Source organism: Pseudomonas halotolerans, assembly GCF_039581215.1.
In the GTDB taxonomy this organism is placed as follows: Bacteria; Pseudomonadota; Gammaproteobacteria; order Pseudomonadales; family Pseudomonadaceae; genus Aquipseudomonas; species Aquipseudomonas tehranensis.
Map to the genome: position 1 here is coordinate 237,990 of NZ_JBCNTJ010000007.1, position 26,949 is coordinate 264,938.

20 protein-coding genes are annotated in these 26,949 nt (G+C 62.2%); 16 read left to right on the plus strand and 4 right to left on the minus strand.

The annotated features are described in order from the left end of the window. Nucleotides 1–19 precede the first annotated feature (19 nt). From AAIS01_RS12585 to madM, 12 genes are all read left to right on the plus strand, one after another. Nucleotides 20–2,080 carry a methyl-accepting chemotaxis protein gene (locus AAIS01_RS12585; RefSeq protein ID WP_343469221.1) on the plus strand — a complete coding sequence of 687 codons (2,061 nt, stop codon included), beginning with the start codon at nucleotides 20–22 and terminating at the stop codon, nucleotides 2,078–2,080. A 221-nt stretch (nucleotides 2,081–2,301) separates the two neighbouring features. Continuing rightward, nucleotides 2,302–8,220, plus strand: a complete 5,919-nt coding sequence (locus tag AAIS01_RS12590) for an Hpt domain-containing protein (protein ID WP_343469222.1) — start codon at nucleotides 2,302–2,304, stop codon at nucleotides 8,218–8,220. Then, the gene (locus tag AAIS01_RS12595; RefSeq protein WP_343469223.1) at nucleotides 8,213–8,680 is read left to right on the plus strand and encodes a chemotaxis protein CheW; all 468 of its coding nucleotides are present in this window, start codon (nucleotides 8,213–8,215) and stop codon (nucleotides 8,678–8,680) included. The genes AAIS01_RS12590 and AAIS01_RS12595 overlap by 8 nt, the downstream gene beginning before the upstream one ends. Nucleotides 8,681–9,056: 376 nt before the next feature. Further along, nucleotides 9,057–10,727 (plus strand): malonate decarboxylase subunit alpha, encoded by a 1,671-nt coding sequence (gene mdcA, locus AAIS01_RS12600; RefSeq protein ID WP_343469224.1) that lies wholly within the window; start codon nucleotides 9,057–9,059, stop codon nucleotides 10,725–10,727. Next, a complete protein-coding gene (locus AAIS01_RS12605; RefSeq protein ID WP_343469225.1) occupies nucleotides 10,728–11,603 on the plus strand; it encodes a triphosphoribosyl-dephospho-CoA synthase in 876 nt (291 codons plus the stop codon). Further along, nucleotides 11,603–11,902 (plus strand): malonate decarboxylase subunit delta, encoded by a 300-nt coding sequence (locus AAIS01_RS12610; protein ID WP_343469226.1) that lies wholly within the window; start codon nucleotides 11,603–11,605, stop codon nucleotides 11,900–11,902. The genes AAIS01_RS12605 and AAIS01_RS12610 overlap by 1 nt, the downstream gene beginning before the upstream one ends. After that, entirely contained in the window at nucleotides 11,895–12,746 is an 852-nt protein-coding gene (locus AAIS01_RS12615; RefSeq protein ID WP_343469227.1) for a biotin-independent malonate decarboxylase subunit beta, read from the plus strand. Before AAIS01_RS12610 ends, AAIS01_RS12615 begins: the two co-directional genes overlap by 8 nt. Next, nucleotides 12,743–13,546 carry a biotin-independent malonate decarboxylase subunit gamma gene (mdcE, locus tag AAIS01_RS12620; RefSeq protein ID WP_343469228.1) on the plus strand — a complete coding sequence of 268 codons (804 nt, stop codon included), beginning with the start codon at nucleotides 12,743–12,745 and terminating at the stop codon, nucleotides 13,544–13,546. The genes AAIS01_RS12615 and mdcE overlap by 4 nt, the downstream gene beginning before the upstream one ends. Then, nucleotides 13,540–14,163: a malonate decarboxylase holo-ACP synthase gene (locus tag AAIS01_RS12625; RefSeq protein ID WP_343469229.1), complete on the plus strand. Its 624-nt coding sequence runs from the start codon at nucleotides 13,540–13,542 to the stop codon at nucleotides 14,161–14,163. The genes mdcE and AAIS01_RS12625 overlap by 7 nt, the downstream gene beginning before the upstream one ends. After that, nucleotides 14,160–15,080 carry a malonate decarboxylase subunit epsilon gene (mdcH, locus tag AAIS01_RS12630; RefSeq protein WP_343469230.1) on the plus strand — a complete coding sequence of 307 codons (921 nt, stop codon included), beginning with the start codon at nucleotides 14,160–14,162 and terminating at the stop codon, nucleotides 15,078–15,080. The genes AAIS01_RS12625 and mdcH overlap by 4 nt, the downstream gene beginning before the upstream one ends. Before the next feature lie 67 nt (nucleotides 15,081–15,147). Further along, on the plus strand, nucleotides 15,148–15,540 hold the full coding sequence (gene madL / locus AAIS01_RS12635; protein WP_047226951.1) for a malonate transporter subunit MadL: 393 nt from the start codon (nucleotides 15,148–15,150) through the stop codon (nucleotides 15,538–15,540). Nucleotides 15,541–15,545: 5 nt separating this feature from the next. Next, nucleotides 15,546–16,310, plus strand: a complete 765-nt coding sequence (madM, locus tag AAIS01_RS12640; RefSeq protein WP_092456038.1) for a malonate transporter subunit MadM — start codon at nucleotides 15,546–15,548, stop codon at nucleotides 16,308–16,310. A gap of 118 nt (nucleotides 16,311–16,428) precedes the next feature. On the opposite strand, the gene AAIS01_RS12645 is transcribed toward madM, so the two are convergent. Further along, nucleotides 16,429–17,343 (minus strand): LysR family transcriptional regulator, encoded by a 915-nt coding sequence (locus tag AAIS01_RS12645; RefSeq protein WP_092455810.1) that lies wholly within the window; start codon nucleotides 17,341–17,343, stop codon nucleotides 16,429–16,431. A 197-nt stretch (nucleotides 17,344–17,540) separates the two neighbouring features. Here AAIS01_RS12645 and trhA point away from each other — a divergent pair, with 197 nt between their 5' ends. Beyond that, nucleotides 17,541–18,158, plus strand: a complete 618-nt coding sequence (trhA, locus tag AAIS01_RS12650; protein ID WP_047226953.1) for a PAQR family membrane homeostasis protein TrhA — start codon at nucleotides 17,541–17,543, stop codon at nucleotides 18,156–18,158. Nucleotides 18,159–18,286: 128 nt separating this feature from the next. Here trhA and AAIS01_RS12655 read toward each other — a convergent pair whose 3' ends face one another. Together AAIS01_RS12655 and AAIS01_RS12660 are read right to left on the minus strand one after the other, a co-directional pair. Then, entirely contained in the window at nucleotides 18,287–19,006 is a 720-nt protein-coding gene (locus AAIS01_RS12655; RefSeq protein ID WP_343469231.1) for a 16S rRNA (uracil(1498)-N(3))-methyltransferase, read from the minus strand. 186 nt (nucleotides 19,007–19,192) lie between these two features. After that, entirely contained in the window at nucleotides 19,193–20,599 is a 1,407-nt protein-coding gene (locus AAIS01_RS12660; RefSeq protein ID WP_343469232.1) for an adenosylmethionine--8-amino-7-oxononanoate transaminase, read from the minus strand. Between the two features lie 220 nt (nucleotides 20,600–20,819). On the opposite strand from AAIS01_RS12660, the gene AAIS01_RS12665 reads away from it, so the two are divergent. The 3 genes from AAIS01_RS12665 to AAIS01_RS12675 all read left to right on the plus strand — a co-directional run bounded on the left by AAIS01_RS12665 (nucleotide 20,820) and on the right by AAIS01_RS12675 (nucleotide 24,829). After that, nucleotides 20,820–22,577, plus strand: coding sequence for a flavin monoamine oxidase family protein (locus AAIS01_RS12665; RefSeq protein WP_343469233.1), 1,758 nt, complete (start codon nucleotides 20,820–20,822; stop codon nucleotides 22,575–22,577). 1,071 nt (nucleotides 22,578–23,648) lie between these two features. Then, nucleotides 23,649–24,200, plus strand: a complete 552-nt coding sequence (locus tag AAIS01_RS12670; RefSeq protein ID WP_343469234.1) for a cytochrome b — start codon at nucleotides 23,649–23,651, stop codon at nucleotides 24,198–24,200. A gap of 32 nt (nucleotides 24,201–24,232) precedes the next feature. Further along, the gene (locus tag AAIS01_RS12675; RefSeq protein WP_343469235.1) at nucleotides 24,233–24,829 is read left to right on the plus strand and encodes a YceI family protein; all 597 of its coding nucleotides are present in this window, start codon (nucleotides 24,233–24,235) and stop codon (nucleotides 24,827–24,829) included. 253 nt (nucleotides 24,830–25,082) lie between these two features. Here the strand turns inward: AAIS01_RS12675 and rhlE2 are convergent, their stop codons facing one another. Continuing rightward, complete coding sequence (rhlE2, locus tag AAIS01_RS12680) at nucleotides 25,083–26,942, minus strand: RNA helicase RhlE2 (RefSeq protein ID WP_343469236.1); 1,860 nt, start codon at nucleotides 26,940–26,942, stop codon at nucleotides 25,083–25,085. Nucleotides 26,943–26,949: the final 7 nt, after the last annotated feature.

Genomic DNA, 26,949 nt, shown 5'->3' on the forward strand with positions numbered 1-26,949 from the left:
GCAGTACAGGCGAAAATCGATGATCAAAGCAAAAACAGGCAAGCCTCTGGAAGCGTCGCGCAGTCGTTCGCAGATCATCGTGCTGTTCGTCGCGCTGATTATCTTCATCGTGCTGCTGTTCGCCAACTTCGCTTACCTCAACACCCAGTCCAACTACGACAAGCAATACATCGGCCACGCCGGTGAGTTGCGGGTGCTGTCCCAGCGAATTGCCAAGAACGCCACTGAGGCTGCCGCCGGCAAGCCCGCGGCGTTCAAGTTGCTGAGCGAGGCACGCAATGATTTCGCCCAGCGTTGGGGCTACCTGAAGCAGGGCGACCCGGTGACCGGCCTGCCACCGGCGCCTGCTGCCCTGCGCCCGCAGATGCGTGCCGTACAGTTGGACTGGGAACGCCTGCTCAAGAACACGGACGCCATCCTGTCCAGCGAGCAGACCGTGCTGTCGCTGCACCAGGTGGCGGCGACCCTCGCCGAAACCGTGCCGCAATTGCAGGTCGAGTACGAAAAAGTTGTCGAAATCCTCCTGCAGCGCGGCGCGCCCGCCCCGCAGGTCGCCATGGCCCAGCGCCAGTCGCTGCTGGCCGAGCGGATCCTCGGGGCGGTGAACACCGTGCTGGCGGGAGATGAAAACGCCAGCCAGGCCGCTGACACCTTTGGCCGCGATGCCGCACGTTTTGGTCAAGTGCTCAATGGCATGTCGCAAGGGGACCCGGCCTTGAAGATTTCCCAGGTCCAGGACCGCGATGCCCGGGCCCGCCTGAGTGAGATCAGCGAACTCTTCGAATTCGTCTCGGGCTCGGTGGACGAAATCCTCGAAACCTCTCCTGAGCTGTTCAAGGTCCGCGAATCGGCAGGCAACATCTTCAATCTGTCGCAAACCTTGCTGGACGAAGCCTCGCACTTGGCCACCGCGTTCGAAAACCTTGCTGGCGGGCGTTCTGTAAACGCCATTGGCGGCTATGTACTGGGCCTGTTGGCGCTGATGTCGATCATCCTGATCGGGCTGGTGATGGTCCGCGAAACCAACCGTCAGTTGCGTGAAACCGCAGAAAAGAACGAGCGCAACCAGAACGCGATCATGCGCCTGCTGGACGAGATCGAAGACCTGGCCGATGGCGACCTGACCGTCACCGCCTCGGTGACCGAAGACTTCACCGGCACCATCGCCGATTCCATCAACTATTCGGTGGACCAACTGCGTGACCTGGTGGCCACCATCAACCTTACCGCCGGCCAGGTCGCCGCAGCGGTGCAGGAAACCCAGGCCACGGCGATGCACTTGGCGCAAGCTTCCGAGCATCAGGCCCAGCAGATATCCGAAGCTTCGACTTCAATTAATGAAATGGCCCAGTCCATCGATCAGGTCTCGGCCAATGCCGCCGAGTCGTCGGCGGTGGCCGAGCGCTCCGTGGAGATCGCCAACAAGGGCAACGAGGTGGTGCACAACACCATTCATGGCATGGACAATATTCGCGAGCAGATTCAGGACACCGCCAAGCGCATCAAGCGCCTGGGTGAGTCGTCCCAGGAAATCGGTGACATTGTCAGCCTGATCGATGACATTGCCGACCAGACCAACATCCTGGCCCTCAACGCCGCCATCCAGGCGTCCATGGCCGGTGATGCCGGGCGCGGGTTCGCGGTGGTGGCCGATGAAGTGCAGCGCTTGGCGGAGCGCTCTTCGGCGGCGACCCGGCAGATCGAGACCCTGGTGCGGGCGATCCAGGCTGACACCAACGAAGCGGTGATTTCCATGGAGCAGACCACCACCGAAGTGGTGCGCGGTGCCCGGTTGGCCCAGGATGCAGGGGTGGCCCTGGAGGAGATCGAAGGCGTGTCCAAGACCCTGGCGGCGCTGATCCAGAGCATCTCCAATGCGGCGCAGCAACAGACCACCTCGGCGGGGCAGATTTCCTTGACGATGAACGTGATCCAGCAAATCACCACCCAGACCTCGTCCGGATCCACCGCCACCGCCGAAAGCATCGGCAACCTGGCGAAAATGGCCAGTCAGCTGCGTCGTTCGGTGTCGGGGTTTACTTTGCCGGCGGCGCCTGCGGCGGATGAGGACAAGGAATGACTGGCCGGATCTGCATATTGAGAAGGGTCATGTGGCGAGGAAGCTTTTGTGGCGAGGGGATTTATCCCCGCTGGACTGCGAAGCAGTCCCAAAATAGCCAGTCTGGGACATAGATGTTGGATTCTGCATTGCAGGGGGCCGCTTCGCAGCCCAGCGGGGATAAATCCCCTCGCCACAAGGGCTGATGTTCCTGCGTCTTAGACTGTTGATTTGGAGTGGTTATGGGTGATCGGCACGACTATGTGGCCCTGGAGTGGGTCAAGGGCGAGATTGCCGAAACGCTGAAGCAGGCCCATCTGGCGCTCAATCGCCTGGTGGACGACCCGCAGGCGGCGGATGCCCTTGCGCATTGCCTGGCGTGCATTCATCAGGTGCACGGTGGCCTGCAAATGGTCGAGTTCTATGGTGCGGCGTTGCTGGCCGAGGAGATGGAACAGCTGTGCGTCGCCCTGCAGGGCAACCGCGTCGTCCATCGCGATGAAGCCATCAGCTTGTTGAGCCAGGCCCTTGGGCAGCTGCCGATCTATCTGGACCGCATACAAGGCGCGCGTCGTGACCTGCCGTTGGTGGTGCTGCCATTGATCAATGATTTGCGCAGCGCCCGGGGCGAGGGCCTGTTGTCGCAGACCAGCCTGTTCAGTCCTGAGTTGCCGCAGATCGCGCCACTGAGCGACGAGGCCTTGAAGCGCCTCGAGCCGCCGGACCTGCCAACCACTTTGCGCAAACTGCGCCAAACCCTGCAAATGGCCCTCGTGGGCCTGTTGCGCGAACAGGACGATGCCACCCATCTCGGCTACCTGGCCAAGGTCTTTCATCGCTTGGAAGGGCTGTGCGGCGCAGCACCGCTCAACGCGTTGTGGCAGGTGGCCTCGGCGCTGGTCGAAGGCATGCGCGAGGGGCGTATCGCCAATAGTCCGGCGTTGCGCAGCCTGTTCAAAGAAGCGGACAAGGAGCTCAAGCGACTGTTGGAGCAGGGCATGCAAGGCATTAATCAACCGGCGCCGCCACAGTTGCTAACCAGTTTGTTGTTCTATATTGCCAAGGCCGAACATCCCAGCGGGCAGATGCAGATCATGAAAGAACGCTACTCACTGGACGACGCGCTGCCCGACAGCGCCACGGTCGAGGAAGAACGCGCGCGTCTGGCCGGACCGGACCGCGATGCCATGCGCTCGGTGCTCGCCGCGCTCTGCGAAGAGCTGGTGCGGGTCAAGGAGCGGCTCGACCTGTTCGTGCGCAGTGACCGCCAGCACGCCTCGGAGCTGGACAGCCTGCTGGCACCCCTGCGACAGATCGCCGACACCCTGGCGGTGCTCGGCTTTGGTCAGCCGCGAAAAGTGATCATCGATCAATTGGCGGTGGTCCTGAGCCTCGCCCAAGGTCATCGTGAGCCGGATGACGCGACGCTCATGGATGTCGCCGGGGCCTTGCTCTACGTGGAGGCCACCCTGGCCGGCATGGTCGGCACCGTCGAGCCCGAGAGCCCTGAAGACAGCCGCCTGCCCACCACCGACCTGACCCAGATCCACCAGATTGTCATCAAGGAAGCCCACACCTGCCTGCAACAGGCCAAGGACATGATCGTCGACTACATCGACGCCGACTGGAACAGCGAACAACTGCGAGCGCTGCCGGCCTTGCTGACCCAAGTGCGCGGTGCGCTGGCGATGATTCCCCTGGGCCGCGCCGCCAGCCTTGTGGAAGCGTGCAATGGTTTCATTCGTGAGCATCTGCTGTTGGACCGTGCGCAGCCGGGCTGGGAAGAGCTCGATCACCTGGCCGACGTCATCACTGGCCTGGAATACTATCTGGAGCGTTTGAGCGATGATCCGCAAACCCCCGGCGAGCCCTTGTTGGACGTGGTCGAGCACAGCCTGGAGGCCCTCGGTTATTACCCCGACGAAGCCCGTGTACCGTTGCTTGACGATGTGCTGAGCCCTAACGAGGCTCAGGTCATGCAGGACTTGCAGGAGCTCGACGACCCGCAGACGGTGCAGTCCTTGGCCCAAGTGCTGGCCAGCCCGGTCTCGGCGGTCAACCCGCCGGCCAGGAGTACGCCGGGTAGCCTGCTGCCACCGCCGCCGGACGAGCATCCGGTGGACGACGAGCTGCGCGAGGTCTTTCTTGAAGAAACCGACGAGGTGCTCGATGTTCTGCGCGAGTATTTGCCGCGCTGGGCTGCTCACCCTGACGACCATGGCGCTCTGGCCGAATTGCGTCGGGCCTTCCATACCCTCAAAGGCAGCGGTCGGATGGTGCGGGCACTGGTTTTGGGTGAGCTGGCCTGGGCCGTGGAAAACCTGCTCAACCGGGTGCTGGAACGCAGCGTTGAGCCAAGTGCTGCGGTCCGCCAGTTGTTGGATGACACGGTGCAGTTGCTACCGGCCCTGGTAAGCGAGTTTGCCGATAACCGCCAGCGTCAGCGCGACGATGTCGACCGTCTGGCCGCGCGTGCCCATGCGCTGGCCAAGGGCAGCGACGACGATGAAGATGCACAGGATGTCGCCGCCCTCGACCCGTTGTTGCTGAAGATATTCGACAATGAAGCCCAGGGTCATCTTGCCAGCCTCAATCGCTTTCTCGACCAGGCCGCCGAACAGCTGCCGTTGCAGGCCAACGACGAATTGCAGCGAGCCTTGCATACCCTCAAGGGCAGCGCATCAATGGCCGGCGTGGTGCCGATTGCCGAGCTGGCCGGCGCGATGGACCAGTTGGCCCGGGAATACAAGGCGCACCTGATCGCCCTCGATCTTGATGAAATTGAATTGCTGCTGGAGGCCGAGGGCCTGTTGCGTCTGGGCTTGCGTCAGTTGCACGGTGAGCCCTTGGCGCCGATTCCCGGCGCCGAAGCGCTGATCCAGCGAACCCAAACGCTGCTGGCTGAGCGCCTGCAAACAGCCCTCAGCGCGCCGGACAAAGGCCTGCGGACCAAGCGCGATCCACAACTGATCAACAACTTCCTCGCCCAGGGCATGGACATCCTGCTCGACGCCGAAAATCTGTTGCGCCGTTGGCAGCAGCACCCCGGCGAAGGCCAGGAACTCAGTGCATTGCTGGACGAACTGACCACCCTCGGCGAAGGCGCCCACCTGGCCGACCTGCACCCGGTTGACGAGCTCTGCGAGGCCTTGCTCGACCTCTATGGCGCAGTGGAAGAAAGCAGCCTGGCGGTCAGCGACGTATTTTTCCAGGAGGCCCAGCGCGCCCATGAAGCCCTGATCGACATGCTCGATGAACTGGCCGCCGGGCAACATGTGCATGCACAGCCCGAACGGGTGCAGGCCCTGCACGGCTTGCTCCACAATAGCCTTGATCCAAACGCCACCGGCCTGATCCGCAGCGATGGCAGTCGCACCCTGAGCATCCGCGAACTGGGGCACGCGACCGCGGAACTGGAGCGCAACGCCCCTGCTGAGACCTCAGTGGACGACGACATTGCCTCGATCTTCCTCGAAGAGGCGCAGGACATCCTCGAAAGCGCCGCCCAGGCCCTGCAACGATGGCTGGCCGACCCGGACAACGCCGCGCCGCTGTCCTCGTTGCAACGGGACCTGCACACCCTCAAAGGTGGCGCGCGAATGGCCGATATCCGGCCGGTGAGCGATCTCGCCCAGGAGCTGGAAAATCTCTACGAAGGGCTGGTCGACCGCCGTTACAGCCTCAGCGAGGAACTGGAGCAACTGCTCAGCAGCAGCCACGAACGCCTCGACCTGTTGCTCGGGCAGCTGCAGCAGGGCCAGCCGTTGGGCGATCCCGTTGCGCTGATCGACGCTATTCGCCGGTTCCGTCAGGACAAACCGAACGCAATCGAGACGGGTGGATCACCCTCCGGCGACGTGGCCGGGCATGATCCTGAATTGCTGGAAATCTTTCTTGAAGAAGGTTTCGACATTCTCGACAGCGCAGGCTCGGCGTTGCTGCGCTGGCAGGACGAACCGTCGAACCGCCAGGCCCTGGAAACGCTGTTGCGCGATTTGCACACCCTCAAGGGTGGCGCGCGGATGGTGGAAATCGTCCCCATCGGCGACCTCGCCCACGAGCTGGAAAACCTTTATGAAGGCCTGTCGGCAGGGTTGCTCCAGCCGACTGCGGCGCTGTTCGCCTTGCTGCAAAGCAGTCATGACCGGCTGGCGCAGATGCTCGATGCGGTACGCGCCGGCCACCCGTGTCCGCTAGCCGACCGGCTGATCGCGCAGATCCAGGCGGTGAATCATCCGCAGGACAGCGAGGAGCCTAAGACCGTCGCGGTGCTGGAACCGGCCCAGGCGCCGTCGCCTGCGCCCGCAAGACCTGACGCTGGCGCCCCGAGCGACGGCGCGGACATGGTCAAGGTCTCCGCCGAACTGCTCGATGATCTGGTGAACCTGGCCGGGGAAACCTCGATTTTCCGAGGGCGTATCGAACAGCAGGTCAACGACGCCCGCGTGGCCCTGGGTGAAATGGAAACCACCATTGAACGCATGCGCGACCAGTTGCGTCGTCTTGATACCGAAACCCAGGGCCGGATCCTCAGTCGTCAGCAGGTCGAGGCCGAGCGCCTGGGCTACGAAGAGTTCGACCCGCTGGAGATGGACCGGCATTCCCAGTTGCAGCAATTGTCCCGGGCGCTGTTCGAATCGGCCTCGGACCTGCTCGATCTTAAGGAGACCCTCGATCGCAGCAATCACGACGCTGAGAACCTGCTGCAACAGCAGGGGCGCATCAACACCGAGCTCCAGGAAGGCCTGATGCGCACGCGCATGGTGCCGTTCGAGCGCATGCTGCCGCGGCTCAAGCGCATCGTCCGGCAAGTGGCGCAGGAACTGGGCAAGGACGTGGAGTTCGTGGTCGGCAATGCCGACGGCGAGATGGACCGTAACGTCCTGGAACGTATGGCCGCGCCCCTGGAGCACATGCTGCGCAACGCCGTCGACCACGGTCTGGAACCGGCCGACGTACGCCTCGCCGCTGGCAAGCCGGCGAGAGGGCGCATCAGCCTCGATCTGTCGCGGGAAGGCGGCGACATCATTTTCGACATCCGTGACGACGGCGCCGGAGTGCCGCTGGAGGCGGTGCGCAGCAAGGCGATCAAGCGTGGCCTGCTGGCGCCGGACAGCGATATCAGCGACCGCGACGTGCTGCAATTCATCTTGCAGCCGGGCTTTTCCACCGCCGAAAAAATCACCCAGATCTCCGGGCGTGGCGTCGGCATGGACGTGGTCCACGAAGAGGTGCGGCAGTTGGGCGGCAGCATGACCATCGATTCCACGCCGGGGCAGGGCGTGCATTTCCGCATTCGCCTGCCATTTACCGTGGCGGTGAATCGGGCGTTGATGGTGCATTGTCACGAAGACCAGTACGCGATTCCGCTGAACACCATCGAAAGTATCGTCCGAGTGTTGCCCGCTGAACTGGACGGCTATTACCAACTCGACCCGCCGAGCTACACCTACGCCGGGCAACGCTATGAGCTGTGCTACCTGGGCGAGCTGCTGAAAACCGGCGTCCGCCCCAAACTGCTGGGTCAGAGCCAGCCGTTGCCGGTGCTGCTGATGCAATGCAACGAGCGACATATCGCGGTGCAGGTGGACGCTACTGCCGGGACCCGGGAGATTGTGGTCAAGAGCCTCGGCCCACAATTCTCGGCGGTGCAAGGCTTGTCGGGGGCGACGATCCTGGGGGACGGCCGGGTGGTGTTGATTCTCGACCTGCTGGTGCCGATTCGCGCCTTGCCCCATCAGGTCCCACGCCGGCCGGCAGCGACGCAAGGCGAGGGCGAGCACCCGCGACCATTGCTGGTGCTGGTGGTGGACGACTCGGTGACGGTCCGCAAGGTCACCAGCCGCCTGCTGGAGCGCCACGGCATGCACGTGCTCACCGCCAAGGACGGCGTGGATGCCATGGCGCTGCTGGCCGAACACGCCCCCGATCTGATGTTGCTGGACATCGAAATGCCGCGCATGGACGGCTTCGAAGTGGCCACGCAAGTGCGCGATGACCCGCGCCTGGCCCACCTGCCGATCATTATGATCACCTCCCGCACGGGCCAGAAACACCGCGACCGCGCCATGGCTATTGGCGTCAACGACTACCTGGGCAAGCCGTACCAGGAATCGGTGCTGCTCGACAGCATCGCTCGCTGGAGCAAAACCCATGCATGACCTTCACCCGCGCACCGGGCACATCACCGGGCTGCTGCTGCCACTGGCCGACCGGCACCTGATTTTGCCCAACGTGGCCGTGGCCGAGCTGATCGACTACCAGAGCAGCGCGTTCGATATGGACACCCCGCCGTGGTTCCTGGGTTGGGTGAGTTGGCGCGAACGGAAAATCCCACTCCTGAGCTTCGAGTCGGCCTGTGGCCAGAAAACCGTCATTGGCGAGCGGGTACGCATTGTCGTACTCAACGCCCTGGGCGGACGGCCAGAGCTGAGGTTTATTGCGCTGCTGGTGCAAGGCATTCCGCGCTCCTACAAGCTCGACACCCAACTGAGCTACGTCGACGTGCCGCTGTGCGGGTTGGAACAGGCGGCGGTGCAAGTGGGGGAACATGTGGCGAAAGTGCCGGATTTGTTGGCGTTGGAGGAGTTGGTGGTGGCGACCGGGCTGGTAAACACCTGAGACGGGCACGATACCTGTGGGAGCGAGCTTGCTCGCGATGGGACAGCACCTCCACCTCGATGCTGACTGATCCACCGCTATCGCGAGCAGGCTCGCTCCCACACTGGTCATCATTGCGCCGAATAACCCCGTGGCGAGGGAGCTTGCTCCCGCTCGGCTGCGTAGCAGCCGCAAACCTGGTAATGCGGTCTGCTTGAAAAGTGCCGGGGCCTGCTTTGCAGGCCAGCGGGAGCAAGCTCCCTCGCCACATGGGCGGTGTCGAGCCGGATCTGGTGATCATTACTCCAGGCGTAACGATCCGCCAGCGAGCTTGATTGATGCCTTCGTCACAACACTCCTAATGTGACCCCCACGACAGCGAACCCGTGGAGTGGTCATGACAACAACAATATCCCCCGACTCGCGCTGGACGCGGCGGCGTTGCGAAAAGCAGCGGCGTCTCGAGCTGGTGAAGGGGCTTGCCGACGGTGTGGTGTTGCCCACCGACAAAATCGTTGCGGCGCTGGAAGCGTTGATCCTGCCGGGCGACCGCGTGGTGCTGGAAGGCAATAACCAGAAACAGGCGGATTTTCTGTCGCGTTCCCTGGCGAAAGCCGACCCTTCGAAGTTGCACGATTTGCACATGATCATGCCCAGCGTCGGCCGCTCCGAGCACCTGGATCTGTTCGAACGCGGCATTGCCCGCAAGCTGGATTTTTCCTTCGCCGGCACCCAGAGCCTGCGCATCAGCCAACTGCTGGAAGACGGGCTGCTGGAAGTCGGTGCGATCCACACTTACATCGAACTTTATGCACGGCTGGTGGTGGACCTGATTCCCAACGTGGTGCTCTCGGCCGGGTTCATGGCCGACCGTGCTGGCAATATCTACACCGGCCCCAGTACCGAAGACACCCCCGCGCTGATTGAGCCGGCGGCGTTCAGCGACGGGATTGTCATCGTTCAGGTCAACCAGTTGGTGGACGACGTCAGCGACCTGCCGCGCGTGGATATCCCTGCATCCTGGGTCGATTTTGTGGTGGTGGCCGACAAGCCGTTCTACATCGAACCGCTGTTCACCCGCGACCCGCGTCACATCAAGCCGGTGCATGTGTTGATGGCGATGATGGCGATCCGCGGGATCTACGAGAAACACAACGTCCAGTCGCTCAATCACGGCATTGGCTTCAACACCGCCGCTATTGAGCTGATCCTGCCGACCTATGGCGAGTCCCTTGGTTTGAAGGGCAAGATCTGCCGTAACTGGACCCTCAACCCCCATCCAACCCTGATCCCGGCCATCGAAAGCGGCTGGGTCGAAAGCGTGCATTGCTTTGGCACCGAACTGGGCATGGAAAACTACATCGCCGCGCGGCCGGACGTGTTCTTCACCGGTCATGACGGTTCGCTGCGCTCCAATCGTATGGTCTGCCAACTGGCTGGGCAATACGCGGTGGACCTGTTCATCGGCGCCACTTTGCAGGTGGACGGCGACGGCCATTCCTCGACGGTTACCCGTGGCCGCTTGGCCGGCTTTGGCGGTGCGCCGAACATGGGCCACGACCCGCGCGGTCGCCGTCACGGCACGCCGGCCTGGCTTGATATGCGCCACGGTGATGGTGAGGCGCCGCTGCTTGAGCGCGGCAAGAAGCTGGTGGTGCAGATGGTCGAGACCTTCCAGGAGGGCGGCAAACCCACCTTCGTCGAAACCCTCGACGCGGTGGAGGTGGCGAAAAAAGCCGGCATGCCCCTGGCGCCGATCATGATCTACGGCGACGACGTCACCCACTTGCTCACCGAAGAAGGCATCGCCTACCTGTACAAGGCCCGTTCGCTGGAAGAGCGTCAGGCAATGATTGCAGCCGTGGCTGGGGTTACTGCCATCGGCTTGCGCCACAACCCCAAAGACACTGCTCGCATGCGCCGCGAAGGCTTGATTGCCTTGCCCGAAGACCTCGGCATCCGTCGCACCGATGCCACCCGCGAGTTGCTCGCCGCCAAGAGCGTGGCCGATCTGGTGGAGTGGTCCGGTGGCCTATACAACCCGCCCGCCAAGTTCAGGAGTTGGTAAATGCACGCCTTCAACCTGCAACCTGAAAGTCTGTCTCTGGCCGAGCGTCTGGCCGACATGGCGGTGGACGCACTGATCGACGAAGCCGACCTGTCACCCAAACCGGCTCTGGTGGATCGGCGCGGCAATGGCGCCCACACCGACCTGCACCTGGGTCTGATGCACGCTTCGGCATTGTCGCTGTGGCCGGCATTCAAGGAAATGGCCGACGCCGCCCTTGAATACGGCGAAATCGGCTTGCCGTTGCGTGAAGCCCTTGGGCGGATCGGCCGTGAGGGGGAAGCGGCGATGCTCGCTACCACCGACGGCGTGAACACCCACCGTGGCGCGATCTGGGCTTTGGGCCTGCTGGTCGCTGCTATGGCGCTGGCACCTGAATCCAGCGCCCCCGGCGCCGTTGCTTTGAGGGCCGCTCGCCTGGCCTTGCTGGAAGATCGCTACGCACCCAAACCCTTCAGCCATGGTGCTCAAGTGGCCCAACGCTACGGCGTGCGCGGCGCCCGGGAAGAGGCACAGCTGGCATTCCCGGCCGTCACCGGCCTGGGCCTGCCACAACTCAAGCGCAGTCGCGCGGCGGGGGTGGGCGAACAGAATGCCCGGCTCGATGCCTTGCTGGCGATCATGACGACGTTGGCCGATACCTGCGTGCTCTACCGCGCCGGCGAACCGGGCTTGCTGGCCATGCAGCACGGCGCCAAAGCGGTGCTCGACGCGGGCGGCAGCGCCAGCCTGGGCGGTCGTCGCCAGTTGCATGCGTTGGACCAACAATTGATTGCCATGAACGCCTCGCCCGGCGGCGCTGCCGATTTGCTCGCCGCCTGCCTGTTCCTTGACCGAGTCGAGCGCGGCGATGGCCTCTTCCCAGGAGTGTGCTGATGCAAACCTTATCCTTTGAATTTCCCGCCGGGCAGCCGCCGCGGGGCCGGGCGCTGGTGGGCTGTGTCGGCTCGGGTGACCTGGAAGTGCTGATCGAGCCGGGCCTGGCGGGCAAGTTGACCATCCAGGTGCAGACCTCGGTCAACGGCAGCGAACAACGCTGGCAGCACCTGTTCGCACGCATGTTCGACGGCCAGACACCGCCGGCCCTGTCTATCGACATCCACGATTTCGGCGCCACCCCCGGCGTGGTGCGTTTGCGCCTGGAACAAGGCTTCGAGGAGATCGGCCATGACTGACAGCGCAGCGTTGCTCAACAAACACAGCTTCGTCGAGCTGGGTGCCCGGCAACGGGCCAAAGCCTTGCTGGATAACGGTTCGTTCCGTGAACTGCTCGACCCCTTCCAGCGAATCATGTCGCCTTGGCTACTGCGCCAGGGCGTGGTGCCGCAAAGCGACGACGGCGTGGTGATCGGCAAAGGCTTGCTCGATGGCTTGCCAGTGGTGATCGCGGCCATCGAAGGCGCGTTCCAGGGCGGCAGCCTTGGCGAAGTCGGCGGGGCGAAGATTGCCGGAGCGCTGGAGCTGGCCGCCGAGGACAACCGCAAAGGCATCCCGACCCGCGCCGTATTGCTGTTGGAAACCGGCGGCGTGCGTCTGCAGGAGGCCAATTTGGGGCTGGCGGCGATTGCCGAGATTCATTCGGCGATTGTCGATCTGCGCCAGTATCAGCCGGTGGTGGGCGTGGTGGCCGGCAGCGTCGGTTGTTTTGGCGGCATGTCCATCGCCGCCGGGCTGTGCAGTTACCTGCTGGTGACCCAGGAAGCGCGGCTGGGCCTGAACGGCCCGCAAGTGATCGAGCAAGAAGCCGGGATCGATGAATATGATTCCCGGGATCGGCCGTTTATCTGGAGCTTGACCGGCGGTGAGCAACGCTTCGCCACCGGGTTGGTGGACCGCTATGTGGCCGATGACGTGACGCAGATCCGCGAGCACGTCAGCCAGTTGTTGCACTTGGGCGTACCCGCCCAGCACCGCAGCGGTCAGGCCGAGGTGTTCCTGCAACGTTTGGCTCGACTGGACACTGAAGTGCAAATCGAACCGGCTGCGGTTCGCCAGCTGTATCAGGGAGAACGCCGATGAGCTCGTATTCATTGAGAGGCTTGCGCTGGTTCGAGGCCTTGAGTGGCAACGCCAAACCATTGGAAGGCTTGCCTGCTTCGTTGAAAGTTGCTGACGTCATCCTGGGCGAGCAAAACGTGCGCCTGCTGGCGGTGGTGGCGGATCCCGACAGTCGCTTTCCCCGTGCTCGCAACGGCGAAGTCGGTTTGCTCGAAGGTTGGGGCCTGGCCAAAGCCGTGGACGAGGCTATCGATGCCGACCGCGATGCCCCCCACAAGCGCGCGCTGATTGCCATCGTCGATGTGCCGAGCCAGGCCTACGGTCGTCGCGAAGAAGCCCTCGGCATTCATCAGGCCTTGGCCGGTGCGGCGGACAGTTATGCCCGAGCGCGGCTGGCTGGGCATCCGGTGATCGGTTTGCTGGTGGGCAAGGCCATGTCCGGGGCATTTCTGGCCCACGGCTATCAGGCCAATCGGTTGATCGCCTTGCGCGACCCGGGCGTGATGGTCCACGCCATGGGCAAGGCCTCGGCGGCGCGGGTGACCCTGCGCAGCGTTGAAGAACTCGAAGCCCTGGCCGCCAGCGTGCCGCCGATGGCTTATGACATCGACAGTTTCGCCAGCCTCGGTTTGCTGTGGGAAACCCTGTCGGTGGAGCAGATTGAACAGCCAAACGCGGCGGATCTGGCACGGGTCAGAGATTGTCTGCAACAGGCGATCAACGAAGTGGCAGACGCGCCTCGGGACTTGAGCAGCCGCCTCGGGGCGACGCATCGTGCGGCCTCCAGCACCGTTCGCCAATTGTTGAGAGCCCAGTGGTGAGCACGTTCCTGGCTCACGACCTGCTGTGGGGAATGACGCCACAGCCGCTGCCTGCGGATGCGCCAGCGTGGGTCATTGAGTCCCTCAGCCTTGGGCAACCGGTGGTGGTGCGGCGGGCGATCACCGCACCGGGACACATTGCCGTGGGTGTGCGGGGCGTCTCGCGGGAGCAGCGTTACGCCGCGTCGATGCCGGTGGCGGCGATCCAGCGCCGGGTGCGCCCCGAGGAGCTTTGCCATGTCGCATTGCGCCGTGACGTGCCGGCGTTGCAGGCGCTCGCGCAATTGCGACCGATGTTGGATGCCAGCGCCTGGATCTGGGGCGTCAGCGGCAGCGCCGGGTTTGAACTGGCCAGTGGCATCGAGGCGCTGCATGCACGCAGCGATCTGGACTTGATCCTGCGCGCACCGCAGCCGCTGGATCGTATTGAGGCCCGGGATTTGTTGGCACAACTGGACGGTTCGACGTGCGCCGTGGATATGCAACTGCAAACCCCCTTCGGCGCTGTTGCCCTGCGCGAGTGGGCCGGCTCGGCGCGACGGGTGTTGCTCAAGGATAATCGTCAGGCGCGTCTGGTGACCGATCCGTGGCAACCGTCGCTGGAGCAAGTGGCGTGAGCAGCCTTTTGGTATTCCCCGGCCAGGGTGCGCAGCGGGCGGGCATGCTCCAGGGCGTGTCGCCGCAACTGCTGGAACAGGCCGGTGAAGTGCTGGGCGAAAACGTACGACAGCTGGACAGCACCGAGGCGTTGCAGTCGACCCGAGCCGTGCAGCTGTGTCTGTTGATCGCGGGGGTCGCGGCAGCCCGGCAATTGCTGGAACAGGCACCTGCGCCGGATTACGTTGCGGGCCTGTCCATCGGCGCGTACCCGGCGGCGGTGGTGGCCGGTGCGCTGGGGTTCGATGATGCATTGCGGCTGGTCAGCCTGCGGGGCGAACTGATGCAGCAGGCGTATCCGCGAGGCTATGGCATGACGGCGATCATCGGCCTTGAGCTGGCGACAGTGGAGGCCTTGCTCGCGCAGGTGCACAGCGCTATGACGCCGGTTTACCTGGCCAACATCAATGCCGATAACCAGGTGGTCATTGCTGGCAGTGACGAGGCCATGGGCATCGTCGCCGAGAAGGCACGCAGCCAGGGCGCCGCGAAAGCGTGTCGGCTGGCGGTAAGCGTCCCGTCCCACTGTCCGTTGCTGGAGGTCCCGGCCCGGGCACTGGCCCAGGCGTTTGCCGAGGTGCCGTTGAAAGCGCCCGCTTTGGGTTATCTGAGCGGCAGTCGTGCCCGGCCCGTGGTGAACACCGACGCCTTGCGTGAGGACCTGGCTTTCAACATGTGCCGTGTGGTGGATTGGCGCGGCACGGTGCAAAGCGCCTACGAGCGAGGCGTGCGGTTACAGATCGAACTGCCGCCCGGTGCGGTTCTGACGGGACTGGCGCGCCGGGTGTTCGAGCAGGGCACCGTCATCGCTTTCGACGGTGCGCGCCTGGACACCTTGCAGACGCTGCTCAGAGAGGAGGGACGCCGCCGACCCTAAACCACCGACTCAAGCTGGCGAAGCACAAAAACAACAACTTCGACGATGCACTTTGAGGACTACAACAATGATTATTTACGGTGTGGCGTTTCTGGCCTTTTGTACCCTGGCGGGTATTTTCATCGGTGAGCTGCTGGGCAAACTGATCGGCGTGCCGGCTAATGTCGGCGGTGTCGGCATTGCGATGCTGCTGCTGATCGGCCTGGGCAGTTACCTGAGCAAACGCGGCCTGTTCAAGGGCAAGTCCGAAGCCGGCGTGGAATTCTGGAGTGCGATCTACATTCCTATCGTGGTTGCGATGGCGGCCCAGCAAAACGTCTATGGCGCGCTCAAGGGCGGACCAATGGCGATTCTGGCCGGGACCCTGGCGGTGGTGATTGCCTTTGCGATGGTGCCGGTGCTGGTACGCATCGGCAACAAAGGGCCTGAAACCGATGTTTCCGCCAAGACGGTCGGGTGATTGCCATGTACGAATCAATGATGAAAGTGATCACCGGCTACGGTCTGCTCAGTGGCTTTGCGATTGTCGGCATCACCATGTGGGTGTCGTACTGGATCAGCGACACGTTCACCAAGGGCCGCCTGCACGGTTCGGCCATCGCGATTCTCCTGGGGTTGGTACTGTCGTACATCGGCGGTGCGATGACCGGCGGGCAGAAGGGGGTAGTCGACATTCCGCTGCTCTCGGGCATCGGCCTGCTGGGCGGCGCCATGCTGCGGGACTTTGCCATTGTCGCCACGGCGTTTGGGGTGAGTGTCGAGGAACTCAAGCGCGCGGGTTACGTCGGGGTGCTGGCCCTGTTCGTCGGGGTGGCCACCTCGTTCATCGCCGGTGTTGGCGTGGCGATGGCCTTCGGTTACACCGATGCGGTGAGCCTGACCACCATCGGCGCCGGGGCAGTGACCTACATCGTCGGGCCGGTGACTGGTGCGGCGATTGGCGCCAGTTCCGAGGTGATGGCGCTGTCCATCGCCGCCGGTTTGATCAAGGCCATCCTGGTGATGGTGGCGACGCCGTTCGTGGCGCCTTTGATTGGCCTTAACAATCCGCGCAGTGCGGTGATCTTTGGCGGGTTGATGGGCACTTCCAGCGGCGTGGCCGGCGGCCTGGCGGCCACCGATCCGAAACTGGTGCCGTATGGTTGCCTGACGGCGGCATTCTATACCGCGCTCGGGTGTTTGCTCGGGCCTTCGCTGTTGTATCTGATCATGCGGGGGTTGTTGGGGTAAGGCTTTGAATCTTCGCTGAGCGGGCTGTCCTCATCGCGAGCAGGCTCGCTCCCACATTGGATCGGTGTTCACAATCCCGTGTGGGAGCGAGCCTGCTCGCGATGAAGGCGACGCGGTCTCAAGCCTGTCGATTGGCATACATCCGGCACTCAGCCAGCAATGCCAGCAAATTCGGATCGCGCTCCTTGGCCTTCAGGAATACCACGCCAATGTGCTGCTGCAGCCGATATTTTTCCTGCAACGGGATCAGCTTCACCCGATTTTCATACACCGCCGCGATCCGTCCCGGCAACAACGCATAACCGACCCCGGAACTGACCATGCTCAGCAGGGTGAAGATGTCGTTGACCTGCATCGCCACCTTCGGCTCGAACCCTGCCTGCTTGAACACCCGATTCCCATCCTGATGGGTGGCGAAGCCCTGGGTCAGGGTAATGAAGGTTTCATTGCACACGTCGGCCAGGTCCACTTCGCTGCGTTGGGCGAAGGCGGAATCGGCGGGCGTGGCGAGAAAAATGTCGTCTGAAAACAGCTCGATATGCTCGCAGTCAGGGTCGTTCACGCTGTCGTCCAGGGAGATCAGGATGGCGTCCACTTCCATGTTCTTGAGCTTGTACAGCAGGTCGATGTTCGAGCCCAGGATCAGGTCGATGTTCAGTTCGCTGCGGCGGATCTTCAGGCCCATGATCAACTGCGGTACGGTTTTTACCGTCAGTGAATACAGTGAGCCGAGCTTGAAACGCTCCGCAGAAAACCCGGCGGCTTCACGGGTCAGGCGCACGCTTTCGACCACGTCCTGAATCAGCTTCTGTGTGCGCTCCTCCAGCACGTAAGCGCTTTCCAGGGGCGTGAGGTTGCGGCCCTCGTGCTTGAACAGCGGGCAACGCAAGGCGCTTTCCAGCGAGTGAATGGCCCGGTGCACACTGACGTTGCTGGTCTGCAACTCGGCCGCCGCCCGGGCCAGATTGCCGGTGCGCATGAAGGCCAGGAACACCTCGAGTTTTTTCAGGGTCAGTTCTTCGTCGATCAGCATGGGGTGGACTCTTATTCGTATCGGCCGATTGTGCCCTGTGGGCGCAAAGCTTGCTCGCGAAACAGGCGACTCGGTTTTGCAGAAACCGCGTTATCTTCATCGCGGGCAAACCTTACCCTCACAGAGAGCAAAACATTGCACTTTCAAGCGCCAGGCCTGAGCCTTGGCATCTGTTTGGGAATGTGAGGCAAGACTGGATGTATCACGGAGAGCGACTCAACGCCTGGACCCACCTGGTCGGGGCGGTGGCGGCTTTTATCGGGGCGGTGTGGTTGCTGGTAATTGCCGGGATGACGGGCGATGCGTGGAAGATCGTCAGCGTTGCCATCTATGGCTTCACCTTGCTGGTGCTGTACAGCGCTTCGACGGTTTACCACAGCGTGCGCGGGCGCAAGAAAGCAATCATGCAGAAGGTCGATCACTTTTCGATCTATCTGCTGATTGCTGGCAGCTACACGCCGTTCTGCCTGGTCACCCTGCGCGGGCCTTGGGGCTGGACCTTGTTTGGGATTGTCTGGGGGCTGGCGTTGATCGGGATCTTGCAGGAGATCAAACCGCGCTCTGAAGCGCGCATCCTGTCGATCGTGATCTACGCGGTGATGGGCTGGATCGTGCTGGTGGCGGTCAAACCGTTATTGGCCGCCTTGGGCAGCGCCGGGTTTGCCTGGCTGGCCTCGGGGGGTGTGCTGTACACCGTGGGCATTGTCTTTTTTGCGCTGGATCACCGGCTGCGGCACGCTCACGGCATCTGGCATCTGTTCGTGATCGCCGGCAGCTTGCTGCACTTTGTGGCGATTTTGTTCTATGTGCTCTAGCTCATAACCACCGCTGGTCCTGTGGGAGCGAGCCTGCTCGCGATAGCGGTGGTTCAGTTGGCATATTCATTGGCTGACACACCGCTATCGCGAGCAGGCTCGCTCCCACCCGACTTCTTCATTCGACTTTAGAAATCCCCCCACAACTGCTGCGCCACGGCCAGTGCTACCACCGGCGCGGTTTCGGTGCGCAGCACGCGGGGGCCGAGGCGGGCGGCGTGGTAGCCGGCGGTCTGGGCCTGCTGGACTTCGGCCTCCGACAAACCGCCCTCGGGGCCGATCAGGAAGGCCAGGGTCGAGGGCTTGGCATGGCTGACCAGCGGTTCGGCCACCGGGTGCAGCACCAGCCTCAGTTCGGCGTCGGTTTGCTTGAGCCAGTCGGTCAGTAGCAGTGGCGGGTGGATCACCGGTACGGTGGAGCGCCCGCACTGCTCGCAAGCACTGATCGCTACCTGACGCCAGTGCAGCAGGCGTTTGTCGGCGCGCTCGTCCTTGAGGCGCACTTCGCAGCGCTCGCTGAAAATCGGTGTGATCTCACTGACACCCAGTTCCGTGGCTTTCTGAATCGCCCAGTCCATGCGTTCGCCCCTGGACAGACCCTGGCCGAGGTGGATGCGCAGGGGCGATTCAACCTGCCCGGCGAATTGTTCGTCCAACTGTACAAGCACGCGTTTCTTGCCGACTTCGGCCAGGGTGCCGCGAAACTCCTGACCAGAGCCGTCGAACACCTGCACCGCATCGCCCTCGGCCATGCGCAGCACCCGACCGATGTAGTGGGCCTGGGCTTCGGGCAGTTCGTGAGCGCCGAGGCTGAGGGGGGCGTCGATGAAGAAGCGGGACAGTCTCATGTCAAATCTCTGAAAAAGTTAAACCTGTGGTGAGGGGATTTATCCCCGCTGGGCTGCGAAGCAGCCCCAAATGCTTACAACGCGATTTGCCTGAAATATCGGAATGTCCGGTTTTAGGGCTGCTTCGCAGCCCAGCGGGGATAAATCCCCTCGCCACAACAGTATTCCAACAAGAACACCGAGGTTTTAACCCGGATCCCGGAACCCCGGATGAAAGTCCTTCGGCACCGCCACGCTGACCTTGTCCCGGGTGGCGATGTCGATGCCCTCGCTGGCCACTTCAGCCAGGAAGTCGATTTGCTCGGGGGTGATGACATACGGCGGCAGGAAATACACCACGCTGCCCAGCGGTCGCAGCAACGCACCGCGTTCCAGGGCATGCTGGAACACCGTCAGGCCGCGACGTTCCTGCCAGGGGTAAGCGGTCTTGCTCGCCTTGTCCTTGACCATCTCAATGGCCAGGACCATGCCGGTCTGGCGCACTTCGGCCACGTTAGGGTGATCGGCCAGGTGCGCGGTGGCGCTGGCCATGCGCTGGGCCAGGGCCTTGTTGTTTTCGATGACGTGGTCTTCTTCGAAGATATCCAGCGTCGCCAGGGCCGCCGCGCAAGCCAACGGGTTGCCCGTGTAGCTGTGGGAGTGCAGGAAGGCGCGCAGGGTCGGGTAGTCGTCGTAGAACGCGCTGTAGACCTCATCGGTGGTCACGCACGCCGCCAGTGGCAGATAGCCGCCGGTCAGGGCCTTGGACAGGCAGAGGAAGTCCGGGGTGATACCGGCCTGTTCACAGGCGAACATCGTGCCGGTGCGACCGAAGCCGACGGCGATTTCGTCGTGGATCAGGTGCACGCCATAGCGGTCACACGCCTCGCGCAGCAGCTTCAGGTACACCGGGTGATACATGCGCATGCCACCGGCGCCCTGGATCAGCGGCTCGACGATCACGGCGGCGACGGTGTCGTGATGTTCGGCCAAGGTCTGCTCCATGGCCGCGAACAGGTTGCGCGAATGCTCTTCCCAGCCCATGCCGTCGGGGCGGTGGTAGCAATCGGGGCTTGGCACTTTGATCGTGTCCAGCAGCAACGCCTTGTAGGTTTCGGTAAACAGCGGCACGTCACCCACCGACATCGCCGCGATCGTTTCGCCGTGGTAGCTGTTGCTCAGGGTGACGAAACGTTTTTTGGCCGGCTGGCCGCGATTGATCCAGTAATGAAAGCTCATCTTCATCGCCACTTCGATGCAGGATGAGCCGTTATCGGCGTAGAAACACCGGGTCAGACCTTCAGGCGTCATTTTCACCAGGCGCTCGGACAGCTCGATCACCGGCTGGTGGCTGAAGCCGGCGAGGATCACATGCTCCAGTTGATCGACCTGGTCCTTGATGCGCTGGTTGATGCGCGGGTTCGCATGGCCGAACACGTTGACCCACCAGGAACTGACGGCATCGAGGTAGCGCTTGCCTTCGAAGTCTTCCAGCCACACGCCTTCACCGCGCTTGATGGGGATCAGCGGCAGCTTTTCGTGGTCTTTCATCTGGGTGCAGGGATGCCATAGCACCGCGAGGTCGCGTTGCATCCACTGGTTATTCAGGCCCATGTTCAGTCTCCTCGAGGCGGCTCGCGGCGGGCGCGGGCAAAACAATCGCGCAAGCCTATGCAATGGCGGCCCTGGGGACAACCCATTGTGTCGCCTCGGCTACTTTGCACGAGTCGATAGACGTCGCTGGCGGCGTTTTGATGGCTGACGTATTCTTCGCCGTTCTCTAGAGCCTGTCTGGCTCAAACTGATTCCTGCGTTTTAATCCGGAGTTCGCTGAATGTCTGCTGGTTGGCTGCGCGCCTGTGCGCTGGTGGTGATGGGGCTGTTCAGCGTTTGTGCGCTGGCCAAGGACAAGCAACCGACGGTGATCGTTATCGGCGGCGGCCTGGCCGGGCTCACGGCGGCCTACGAGCTGCAGAACAAAGGCTGGCAGGTAACCCTGCTGGAGGCCAAGCCAAGCCTGGGTGGCCGTTCGGGCATGGCCACCAGTGAGTGGATCGGCAACGAAAGGACTCAGCCGGTGCTGAACAAGTACGTTTCGACCTTCAAGCTGAGCACCACGCCGGCCCCGGAATTTGTGCGTACCCCCAGCTATCTGATCGACGGCATTTATTTCACCGCCGCTGACCTGGCGACCAAGCAGCCCGCTACGGCCGAGGCCCTCAAACGCTACGAAACCACCTTGGACGACCTGGCGCGCTCCATTGAAGACCCACAGAACCCATCGGCCAACAACACGTTGCACGCACTGGACCAGATCAGCGTTTCAAACTGGCTCGACCGTCTGCAATTGCCGGCCACTGCGCGGCAGTTGGTGAACCAGCAGATTCGCACGCGTTATGACGAACCGTCGCGGCTGTCGTTGCTGTATTTTGCCCAGCAGACCCGGGTTTATCGGGGTGTGTCCGACCGTGACCTGCGCGCCGCGCGGCTGCTGGGTGGCAGCCCCGTGTTGGCCCAGGCCTTCGTCAAACAACTGAAAACCATCAAGACCAGTTCGCCCGTTTCGGCCATCTCTCAGGACAAGGACGGCGTCACCGTCAAGGTGGGCAGCGTCGGTTATCAAGCTGACTACGCAGTGCTGGCCGTGCCATTGCGTGCCCTGAACAAAATCCAGCTGACCCCGGCCCTGGACGGCCGGCATCAGGGCGCAATCAAGGGCACCAACTACGGCTGGCGCGACCAGATCATGCTCAAGTTCAAGACCCCGGTCTGGGACAGCAAGGCGCGCATGTCGGGCGAAATCTACAGCAACGCCGGCCTGGGCATGATGTGGATCGAGCCGGCCATGAAGGGCGGCGCCAACGTCGTTGTCAACCTGTCCGGCGACAACGCCCGGGTGATGCAGGCCTTTGGTGACAAGCAGATGGTCGATCAGGTGCTGATCCGCCTGCATGCGTTTTATCCACGGGCACGCGGTGCGTTCACCGGTTATGAAATTCGCCGCTACAGCACCGACCCATCCATGGGTGGCGCATACCTGGCCTTTGGGCCGGGCCAGATCAGCAAGTACTGGCGTCTGTGGGAAATGCCATTGCAGCGCGTAGCCTTTGCCGGTGAACACACCGACACTCTGTATCCGGGCACGTTGGAGGGCGCCTTGCGCAGCGGTCAGCGGGCCGCCAGCCAGGTTGAAGACCTGGCGGCAGGCAAGTCGTTCGAGCCAGCCAAGGTCGCGCCTGTTGCAACGGCCGCCGCTGCCGGTGCCGTGGCGGCGAAGAAGGGTAATTTCTTCAGCAACCTGTTTGGTGGTTCGGATGACGACCAGAAGCTGGAGCCGGTCAAGGCTCCGGTAGCGCCCGCTCCAACGCCTGCGCCAGCACCCGTCCCAGCACCCGCACCGGTGGAACCATCAGCGCCTGCTCCGGCGAAAGTTGAGCCAACCAAGAAAGCAACGGCCAAACCGGCGGCGAAAAAGCCAGCCGCCAAGGCTGCCACCAAAAAAGCCCCGTCCAAGGCTCCGGTGAAAAAGACCGAGCCGGTGAAAAAGCCAGCAGTCAAACCGACGACGGCTACTGAAACCAAGGCTCAGTAAACGCCAAGCGAAAAAAGCGTGGCTCAAGGGCTGCGCTTTTTTCTAGCATGAGGTGCGCGGGTCCCCGCTCAGTGCTCTGGGTAAACGTCCTACACGTCTCGATATATCGGAAACTTCCCACCGCTTAGCAGGAAACAGGTGATAGAGCAGCCCATGTCATCAGTTTAGGCTCCTAAAAAAACAGGAGTGCATATGAAAATGCTAATTGCGATAGGCGTATTGGTTTCAATTTATGGATGCGTATATGGCGAAGGTCGGGACCCTTTAAAAATCCCAATGATTCCAAAAAGAGATCCCCAATTAGCATATAGGTGCATGATGGATACCTATAAACCCGAGTGTTCGGTGAACTAGTCATTCAAGATCATCATGGTCCCTTGATTCAGGACCTTGATCCGCTTTGGCTTTGAAAAAACGTTCTGGAACGAATCCAAAGCGGGCCCAGCATAGATTCCCTGTTCGTCTGTCATCGATCACCAGGTTGCCGTCGTCTTGCATCGCCGAGCAGGTGTTGTACCAAAGTGATTTGACCCTGCTACGGGTACTTTCAGCAATCCATACCCGTCTTCCAGATGAGCCATGAAGAAAACCGCTATTGGCAATTACAAACTGCAGGGGCTCTCGCATTTTTTTGGATGCAAGTTGCTCTGTAACGTTGGCTGCCGTCTGCAATCCAGACGGCAGTGTCACCATCCGTGATGACTAAGTTTCCATCAACCTGCAATATCCATCGATACTTTCCGTTTGCGGACTGAAGTTACTGTCCCGGTGCCATTGTTTGAGTGGGCGGCAGTCATGGCGATACCTACATATTGCATGGTAAAAAAAGGGGGGCGGTGATGGCCCCGACGCGCCCTCCTGTGAGCGAGCCCGCTCGCGATGAGGTCCATACAGGCCCCTGAAGGCTGCCTGACCCCCTCGTCATGACCCACCGTTTCTCCTTTAATCTTTCCTTAACCCACCCAACCCAGACTCTTCATCGTATTTCTCGATATTTCAAAGCAAAAATTTCCGCTTTAAATCGATAGATAACTCGCTAGTCTTGGTCGCAGTTTTCACAGGATATGAGCAATGCAGCTACGCAACTCTTCTTCTCGCTATGGCTGGGTCAGCATCGTCTTGCACTGGGGCATCGCGCTGGTGGTGTATGGGCTGTTCGCGCTGGGGCTGTGGATGGTTGGTCTGGACTACTACGACACCTGGCGTAAAGACGCGCCGGACCTGCACAAGAGCATCGGCCTGGTGTTGCTGGCGGCCATGGTGTTGCGGGTGATCTGGCGTTTTGTCAGCCCGCCGCCCCCGACCCTGGAAACCTACGGGCGCCTCACCCGTGTCAGCGCCAAGCTCGGCCATAGTGCGCTGTATCTCGGGTTGTTCGCCGTGATGATTGCCGGTTACCTGATTTCCACCGCAGACGGTGTCGGGATTCCGGTGTTTGGTCTGTTTGAAGTACCCGCGCTGGTGTCCGGACTGCCCGATCAGGCAGACGTTGCCGGCGAGATTCACTTCTACCTGGCATGGGCGCTGGTAATTTTCTCCGGTCTCCATGCGTTGGCAGCATTGAAACACCACTTTATCGACCGTGACGCGACCCTCAAGCGCATGCTGGGACGCCAAGCCTGATGTTCAACCTCGACTCCAAAGGAATAGAAAGCATGTTGAAAAAAACGCTCGCCGCCCTGGCAATCGGTTCTGCCCTGCTGTCGGCCGGTCAGGCCATGGCTGCCGACTACGTCGTCGACAAGGAAGGTCAACACGCCTTCGTCGACTTCAAGATCAGCCACCTGGGCTATAGCTACATCACCGGTACCTTCAAGGACATCGACGGCAAGTTCAGCTTCGACGCCGCCAAGCCTGAAGCCAGCAAGATCGAGTTCAACGTGAATACCGCCAGTGTGTTCACCAACCACGCCGAGCGCGATAAGCACATCGCCAGTGCTGACTTCCTGAACGCCAGTAAATTCGCCAAGGCCACCTTCGTGTCCACCAGCGTCAAGCCTACTGGCAAGAACGCTGATGGCAAGGAAACCGCTGATGTGGCCGGTGACCTGACCCTGCTGGGCGTAACCAAGCCTGTCGTGGTCAAGGCCACTTTCCTGGGTGAAGGCAAGGACCCATGGGGCGGCTACCGTGCAGGCTTCGAAGGGACCACCAGCATCAAGCGTTCCGATTTCGGCAAGCAGAAAGACCTGGGCCCAGCGTCCGATGTGGTCGAGCTGTACGTCACGTTTGAAGGTGTTCAAGCGAAGTAACATTCGCGCCTGACAAAAAAACGCCCCTGATCCTGGAATCCGGGGCGTTTTTTATTGCCATGTCTCACCCCGAACAGCCAACACAGAACTCATGTGGGAGCGGGCTTGCTCGCGAAGGCGGTGGGTCAGTCAATTCGATGCTGGCTGATGCACCGTCTTCGCGAGCAAGCCCGCTCCCACATTCAGATTTATGGCGTTCAAAAAAAATGTCCCTGATCGCGAGATCAGGGGCATTTTTATGGGCTGGAGAAACTCAGCGATTGCGGGTCAGCAATGCCGGCTTCTCGCCCCGTGGACGGCTTGGCAGTTGGTCCAGCTGTTCAGGCGTCGGGAATCGATCGACCTTCGATTCCTTGTGCATGATCTTCGGCTGGTTACCACGAGGGGCTTGCACGGCGGGTTCCTGACGAGGCTGATCGTCACGCGCCGGGCGGCGAGGGCGGGAGTCTTCGCGGCGGGCCTGACCGTCACGAGGCGCGCCGTTGCGCGGGCCGCTGCGCTTGGCTGGTGGGGTGCCGGTGGACGAGCCGTTGCTGTTGCGCGGGCCGTTCTGACGCCCCTGGGACTGGCCGCGGGGAGCACCGGCGCCCGCACCCTGTGCCGGAGCGCCCGGACGACGTCCGCGACCCTGAGCGGGTTTCTGTTGCGGCACGTAATCGACGCGGTTACCAAAGTTGTCGATATCGTCGTCCAGGAACTCGTCCGGTGCGCGATCAGCCGCGGCGCGTGGTGCCGGACGCTGCTGTTCACGGGCCGGCGTGCCTTCGCGAGGCTTGTGCTCGCGAGCCGGGCGTTCGCCGCGACTGGTACTGGCCGATTTTTCCTTGCCCTTGTCTTTGCCTTTGTCTTTACGTCCGCCGCCGCCACCGCTGCCATTTGGACCGTCACCGCGAGGGCCACGGGCATTGCGTGGGTTGCGCACGTCCGGACGTTCACGGACTTCAGGCTTCTCGGCCTCGATGGTGCTGGCATCGAAGCCCATCAGGTCACCATCGGCGATTTTCTGCTTGGTCATGCGCTCGATGCTTTTGAGCAGCTTTTCTTCGTCCGGCGCGACCAGCGAGATCGCTTCACCCGAACGGCCGGCCCGGCCAGTACGGCCGATACGGTGTACGTAGTCTTCATCGACGTTCGGCAACTCGAAGTTGACCACATGGGGCAACTGGTCGATGTCCAGGCCGCGGGCAGCGATGTCGGTGGCAACCAGAATGCGCACTTCACCGGCCTTGAAGTCAGCCAGGGCCTTGGTGCGGGCGTTCTGGCTCTTGTTACCGTGGATCGCAACGGCCGGCAGGCCATGCTTGTCCAGGTACTCGGCCAGGCGGTTGGCGCCGTGCTTGGTACGGGTGAACACCAGAACCTGTTCCCAGGCACCGGCGGTGATCAGGTGCGCCAACAGGGCACGCTTGTGGCTGGCCGCCAAGCGGAATACCCGTTGTTCGATGCGCTCGACCGTGGTGTTTGGCGGTGTGACTTCAATGCGTTCCGGGTTGTGCAGCAGCTTGCCGGCCAGGTCGGTGATGTCCTTGGAGAACGTCGCCGAGAACAGCAGGTTCTGACGCTTGGCGGGCAGGCGGGCGAGCACTTTCTTCACGTCATGGACGAAGCCCATGTCGAGCATGCGGTCGGCTTCGTCCAGCACGAGGATTTCCACGTGGGACAGGTCGACGCTGCCCTGGCCGGCCAGGTCGAGCAAGCGGCCCGGACAGGCCACCAGCACGTCGACGCCACGGGACATGGCCTGGACCTGAGGGTTCATGCCAACGCCGCCGAAAATGCAGGCACTGACAAATTTCAGGTCGCGAGCATAGACCTTGAAGCTCTCGTGTACCTGGGCCGCCAGTTCGCGGGTTGGGGTCAGGACCAGGACGCGCGGTTGGCGCGGGCCGTGACGCTGGGATTTGTCTGGATGACCGTTGGGGAAAAGCCGCTCCAGAATCGGGAGGGCAAAACCACCGGTTTTACCAGTGCCTGTCTGCGCCGCGACCATCAGGTCGCGACCTTGCAACACGGCGGGGATGGCCCGCTGTTGCACGGGGGTAGGCTGGGTGTAGCCGGCAGCCTCGATGGCGCGGACTAAAGCCTCGGAGAGACCGAGGGAAGCAAAGGACATGAGTAAT

Bases quoted from the DNA above. Each gene is read 5' to 3' on its own strand.
- AAIS01_RS12585 (WP_343469221.1), top strand. From the start codon at position 20: ATGATCAAAGCAAAAACAGGCAAGCCTCTGGAAGCGTCGCGCAGTCGT.
- AAIS01_RS12590 (WP_343469222.1), top strand. From the start codon at position 2,302: ATGGGTGATCGGCACGACTATGTGGCCCTGGAGTGGGTCAAGGGCGAG.
- AAIS01_RS12595 (WP_343469223.1), top strand. From the start codon at position 8,213: ATGCATGACCTTCACCCGCGCACCGGGCACATCACCGGGCTGCTGCTG.
- mdcA (WP_343469224.1), top strand. From the start codon at position 9,057: ATGACAACAACAATATCCCCCGACTCGCGCTGGACGCGGCGGCGTTGC.
- AAIS01_RS12605 (WP_343469225.1), top strand. From the start codon at position 10,728: ATGCACGCCTTCAACCTGCAACCTGAAAGTCTGTCTCTGGCCGAGCGT.
- AAIS01_RS12610 (WP_343469226.1), top strand. From the start codon at position 11,603: ATGCAAACCTTATCCTTTGAATTTCCCGCCGGGCAGCCGCCGCGGGGC.
- AAIS01_RS12615 (WP_343469227.1), top strand. From the start codon at position 11,895: ATGACTGACAGCGCAGCGTTGCTCAACAAACACAGCTTCGTCGAGCTG.
- mdcE (WP_343469228.1), top strand. From the start codon at position 12,743: ATGAGCTCGTATTCATTGAGAGGCTTGCGCTGGTTCGAGGCCTTGAGT.
- madL (WP_047226951.1), top strand. From the start codon at position 15,148: ATGATTATTTACGGTGTGGCGTTTCTGGCCTTTTGTACCCTGGCGGGT.
- madM (WP_092456038.1), top strand. From the start codon at position 15,546: ATGTACGAATCAATGATGAAAGTGATCACCGGCTACGGTCTGCTCAGT.
- AAIS01_RS12645 (WP_092455810.1), bottom strand. From the start codon at position 17,343: ATGCTGATCGACGAAGAACTGACCCTGAAAAAACTCGAGGTGTTCCTG.
- trhA (WP_047226953.1), top strand. From the start codon at position 17,541: ATGTATCACGGAGAGCGACTCAACGCCTGGACCCACCTGGTCGGGGCG.
- AAIS01_RS12655 (WP_343469231.1), bottom strand. From the start codon at position 19,006: ATGAGACTGTCCCGCTTCTTCATCGACGCCCCCCTCAGCCTCGGCGCT.
- AAIS01_RS12660 (WP_343469232.1), bottom strand. From the start codon at position 20,599: ATGGGCCTGAATAACCAGTGGATGCAACGCGACCTCGCGGTGCTATGG.
- AAIS01_RS12665 (WP_343469233.1), top strand. From the start codon at position 20,820: ATGTCTGCTGGTTGGCTGCGCGCCTGTGCGCTGGTGGTGATGGGGCTG.
- AAIS01_RS12670 (WP_343469234.1), top strand. From the start codon at position 23,649: ATGCAGCTACGCAACTCTTCTTCTCGCTATGGCTGGGTCAGCATCGTC.
- AAIS01_RS12675 (WP_343469235.1), top strand. From the start codon at position 24,233: ATGTTGAAAAAAACGCTCGCCGCCCTGGCAATCGGTTCTGCCCTGCTG.
- rhlE2 (WP_343469236.1), bottom strand. From the start codon at position 26,942: ATGTCCTTTGCTTCCCTCGGTCTCTCCGAGGCTTTAGTCCGCGCCATC.